Here is a 4,340-nt window from a genome sequence, read left to right on the forward strand (position 1 = left end):
GCTGCTTGCGTAAAGACCATCGCGGCTCAGGGCGGCAGGGGCAATTTCGATTTTCTGATGCGCTGTGCAGTTCGTCAGTGTGGAAAAAGAGGATGAGGAATCGTCGGTTGTGTGCTCTGCCGGATTTCACCTGTCGCAAAGCTCAGCCCGATGCCGGCAGCGTGCCGCGATCCCCGTGACGGTACTTTCCTGAGTGACGGGAATGTCAAGTAAGGCACAAGCGGGCCCTGCTCTCCCTGGGTTTCCGTCCTACAGGCCGTTTCCATCGATCATCGCCATCAGGCAATCGCCAGCTTGTGTGCCGCTGATGCCCAGATCACGCACGCTGTTCATGTGGTTTCGGTCATTCAGGCGGAGGTCGCTGACAGGGTGCCCCTGCGCGCGCAAGCGCTTTCCGAAGTCGGCGGCCTGCTGGTGAAAAGGTGACGTTTCCTGATCTCCGACGAGAATGGTCGCTGCCGTCTCCGGGTCATGCCACCGCGTCATTGGGGTGAAGGCAGCTGCCTCCTCATCGGTGATGCCGATTAACGGCTGGAGGAAGGAGGTCTGAAGGGGCTTGAGGTCGTAAAGGCCGCCTAGCAGCAGCGCCGCACGTATGCGCGACGGCATTGGCGCCTTTTCGAACAGGAATGTGGCCAGGTGCGCACCCGCCGAATGACCACTTACGCTTAGCCGGGCAGGGTCGCCGCCATGGGCGGCTATATTGTCCAGCACCCATTGTTTGGCACGCCGGATCTGGTCGACGATTGCCGCCATCCTGAATTCGGGCATCAGCGCATAATCGACGATGACCGCGATCGCCCCAGCTTTGGTGACTGTGTTCGCTACATAAGAATAGTCGCTTCTGGAGAACATGCGCCAGTAGCCACCATGGATGAAGATGTGCACGGGAAGATCCCTGCGCACACCGGGCGGAAAGAACAGGTCCAACCTTTCGGCCTCGCCCTCGCCATAGGCGATACCCGCCGATATCGGCAGGGTCGCCCGGGTTTCGGCGCTGCGAGTCACTATGTCGGCCACGATATCGTCAAAATCGGCCACATGGTCGCGCGTGCGGAAAGGGTCCTTTGACATGACTGCCGGTTCAGAAGGTGACGGCAATATATTTAGCCTCCATGAACTCGGCGATGCCGTGGTGCTGGCCGCCTTCGCGGCCAAGGCCGCTCTGCTTGACGCCTCCGAATGGTGCGGCCGGATCCGACATCAGTCCCCGGTTGAGGCCGATCATGCCGGCCTCGATCCCCGACGCCACCCGCATGCCGCGCCCAACATCGCGTGTGTATATATAAGCGGCCAGGCCATATTCCGTGTTGTTAGCATGGGCGATGGCCTGGGCCTCGGTGTCGAAGCGTGTGATAGGTGCCACCGGGCCGAAAATCTCCTCGTGCGCCATCTCCGCATCCGGCGGCACCTCGGACAGCACTGTTGGCGGATAGAAGAATCCTTCTTCCTCCGAAATCGCCCCGCCGCAAAGCACCTTGGCTCCCCGGCCCACCGCGTCCTTGACCAGGCGATCGATCTTGTCGACAGCCTTTCTGGTGATCATCGGCCCGCACTCGGTGTCGGCATTCGGGCCCGCCCCCACCTTAAGTGCCGCCATGCGCTTGCGGAGCCCGTCGGCAAAAGCATCATAGATTCCCGATTGCACATAGAGGCGATTGGCGGCGGTGCAGGCTTCGCCGGCGTTGCGCATCTTGGCGATCATCGCGCCATCGAGGGCGGCGTCGAGATCGGCATCGTCGAAGACGACAAACGGGGCATTGCCGCCGAGTTCCATAGAACACGAAATGACATGCTTTGAAGCCTCGCCGAGCAAGGTTCGGCCGACACCCGTCGACCCCGTGAAGGACAGCTTCCTGACCCGCGGATCGGCAAGCATGGCCGAAGTCAGCGGCCCGGGACTGGTCGTGGTCAGCACGTTGACGACGCCGGCAGGCACGCCGGCTTCGCTGTAGAGTGCCGCCAGCGCATAGGCCGTCAGTGGTGTTTCGCTGGCCGGCTTCAGGACGACAGTGCAGCCTGCCGCCAGCGCCGGCGCGATCTTGCGGGTCGCCATCGCGGCCGGAAAATTCCACGGTGTGATCAGCACGCAAATTCCGATCGGCTCATAATCGACCACGATCCGGTTGGTGCCGGATGGCGCGGTGCCGAATTCACCGGTGATCCGGACCGCCTCTTCGGCATTCCAGCGGAAGAACTCGGCGGCATAAGCCACTTCGCCGCGCGCGTCGCGCAGCGCCTTGCCGTTCTCCAGCGAGATCAGCATGGCGAGCGTTTCGGAGCGTTCGACCATCAGTTCGAAACAGCGCCGAAGGATTTCCGAGCGTTTGCGCGGCGCAGTTTCCCGCCATCTCCTAGCTGCTTTGGCCGCCGCCTCGACGGCGGCGGTGGCGTCCTCGACCGTCGCATCGGGAACCGCCGCGATCACCGCCCCGGAGGAGGGATCGACGACATCGATGAGCCGACCGTCGGAGGACGACCGCCAAGTGCCGTCGATGTAGAGTCCGTGCGAAAAACCGCGCACGTCATAGCCATCCTGGTCGAGTTGCTGAGTGTTCAAATTCATCGCTTTGTTCCGTTTCTCACATAACGCAGGCGGCGAGGTCGCCGTCATGGGCAGCCTGGACGAGGCGTCGCATCGTGCCGAGATCGAACGCACGCGGATTGTTCTTGATCAGGCGGTCGATGCCGAGCGCTTGCTCGGCGGTCCACTCAAGCTTATCGGCAGGGAGGCCCAGATCCGCCAATGTTGGCGTAATACCGATCGCCGCGAACAATCGCCTGATCTCCTCGATCGTGGCGGCTGCCATCGCGTCGGCGGTTCGCGCCTTGGCCTCCAAGCCAAGTGCCGCGCCGATCTCTGCCATCTCGTGAGCGGCGACGCGGCTGTTATAGGTCATCACGTAAGGCATCATTGTGGCCACGCCCAAACCATGGGCGGTGTGGGTGAGGGCGCCTGCCGGGTATTGCACGGCATGCGCCGCCGCCGTGCCGGCGGTGCCGAACGCGCAGCCCGCCGCCAGAGCGCCCATCATGACATCGGCACGCGCGTCGGCATCCGTGCCGTCGCTGCAGGCTTTCTCCAGACTCCGGCCAAGCAGCTTTATCGCGAGCAACGCGAAATGGTCTGTCAGCGCAGTCTTGCCGATGAAGACATGCTGTTGCGGCAGATTGGGATCTTCACCGCGCCGCATGGCGGTGAAGGCCTCAATCGCATGGGTCAAAGCGTCGGCGCCGGCGATCGCGGTCAGGCCAGGCGGACAGGTCATTGTCAGCTCGGGATCGCACAGAGCGACCGCGGCGATAAGGTGAGGGCTCGATATGCCGACCTTGAGCGTCCGGTCCGGGTCGGAAATCACCGCGACCGGCGTCACCTCGGAGCCGGTGCCGGCCGTGGTGGGTACGGCGATCAGCGGCAGTGTCTGACCCGGCACCTTGAACTCCCCGTAATAGTCCTGGAGCTTGCCGCCATGGCTGAGCAGCAGGGTGGCGCATTTGGCGAAATCGAGACAGCTGCCGCCGCCGATGCCGATCACCATATCCGGCCCGAACCCCTTCGCTTCCTCGACGCAGATGCCGACCGTATCGCGTGGCACGTCGGGCAGAACACGATCATGCACCAGGACCTCGATCGAGGCTGACTGAAGGGACTTGATAATGTCGGCGAATACCGTTGTGCCCGCGAAACGCTCGTCGGTGCAGACCAGCGCGCGTCGGCCGAACCGGGCGGCGACCGTCGGCAGCACATGGCGTTGCCCCTTCCCGAACAGGATTTCACGCGGCAACCGCAGGGCGGCGAAGAGGGTCATGATTGTTCCTTTGACGGCTGCTGACTGGAAACGGAGGCATTGAACTCGGTCTGGATCGGACGGTTTAAGAGTGTGTCTCTCGCACTTAAAAGATATCCGCTTTAAAATCGTATAGGATATAGGATTGCATCCGCGGAACCATCGTGTTAGCAGTCCTCACTGTCAAGAGGCAAAATATGCAGACCGCAAACTTACCCGACCCAAGCGACGCCAGCATTGGAGCTGGTCGCATCCAGCGCGCCAACAGTCTCGTCGAAGATGTCTATGAAGCCATCTTCGCGCAGTTGATGGCGCTGAAGATCCCCCCCGGCTCGCGCATCACAGTCGACAGCTTGGTCAAGGAATTCAACGTCTCGCACACGCCGATCCGGGAAGCCCTCGGACGGCTCGAAGGCGAAGGCCTGGTGCTCAAGACGCATCTGATCGGTTATCGTGCCGCGCCCCAGATCACCCGGCGCCGTTTCGACGAATTATACGAGATGCGTCTGCTGCTCGAGCCGCATGGCGCCGCAAAGGCCGCCGCAACGATGG

Annotated in this window: 4 protein-coding genes; 1 reads left to right on the forward strand and 3 read right to left on the reverse strand. The window is 62.3% G+C overall.

All coding sequences use genetic code 11. The annotated features are described in order from the left end of the window. Positions 1-249: 249 nt before the first annotated feature. From ENZ75_RS22835 to ENZ75_RS22845, 3 genes are read right to left on the reverse strand one after another with little or no spacing between them, the layout of a single operon-like run. The gene (locus ENZ75_RS22835; RefSeq protein WP_024502416.1) at positions 250-1,074 is read right to left on the reverse strand and encodes an alpha/beta hydrolase; all 825 of its coding nucleotides are present in this window, start codon (positions 1,072-1,074) and stop codon (positions 250-252) included. Positions 1,075-1,084: 10 nt separating this feature from the next. Beyond that, entirely contained in the window at positions 1,085-2,566 is a 1,482-nt protein-coding gene (locus ENZ75_RS22840) for an NAD-dependent succinate-semialdehyde dehydrogenase (RefSeq protein WP_063167481.1), read from the reverse strand. A gap of 16 nt (positions 2,567-2,582) precedes the next feature. Next, positions 2,583-3,809 (reverse strand): iron-containing alcohol dehydrogenase, encoded by a 1,227-nt coding sequence (locus tag ENZ75_RS22845; protein WP_063167482.1) that lies wholly within the window; start codon positions 3,807-3,809, stop codon positions 2,583-2,585. Between the two features lie 176 nt (positions 3,810-3,985). Here ENZ75_RS22845 and ENZ75_RS22850 point away from each other — a divergent pair. After that, the coding region (locus ENZ75_RS22850; protein ID WP_164887942.1) for a GntR family transcriptional regulator at positions 3,986-4,340 on the forward strand (355 nt) is incomplete at its 3' end.

The sequence above is a fragment of the Mesorhizobium sp. M7A.F.Ca.CA.002.04.1.1 genome (assembly GCF_004022805.1).
Taxonomy (GTDB): Bacteria; Pseudomonadota; Alphaproteobacteria; order Rhizobiales; family Rhizobiaceae; genus Mesorhizobium; species Mesorhizobium ciceri.

Bases quoted from the DNA above. Each gene is read 5' to 3' on its own strand.
- ENZ75_RS22840 (WP_063167481.1), bottom strand. From the start codon at position 2,566: ATGAATTTGAACACTCAGCAACTCGACCAGGATGGCTATGACGTGCGC.
- ENZ75_RS22835 (WP_024502416.1), bottom strand. From the start codon at position 1,074: ATGTCAAAGGACCCTTTCCGCACGCGCGACCATGTGGCCGATTTTGAC.
- ENZ75_RS22845 (WP_063167482.1), bottom strand. From the start codon at position 3,809: ATGACCCTCTTCGCCGCCCTGCGGTTGCCGCGTGAAATCCTGTTCGGG.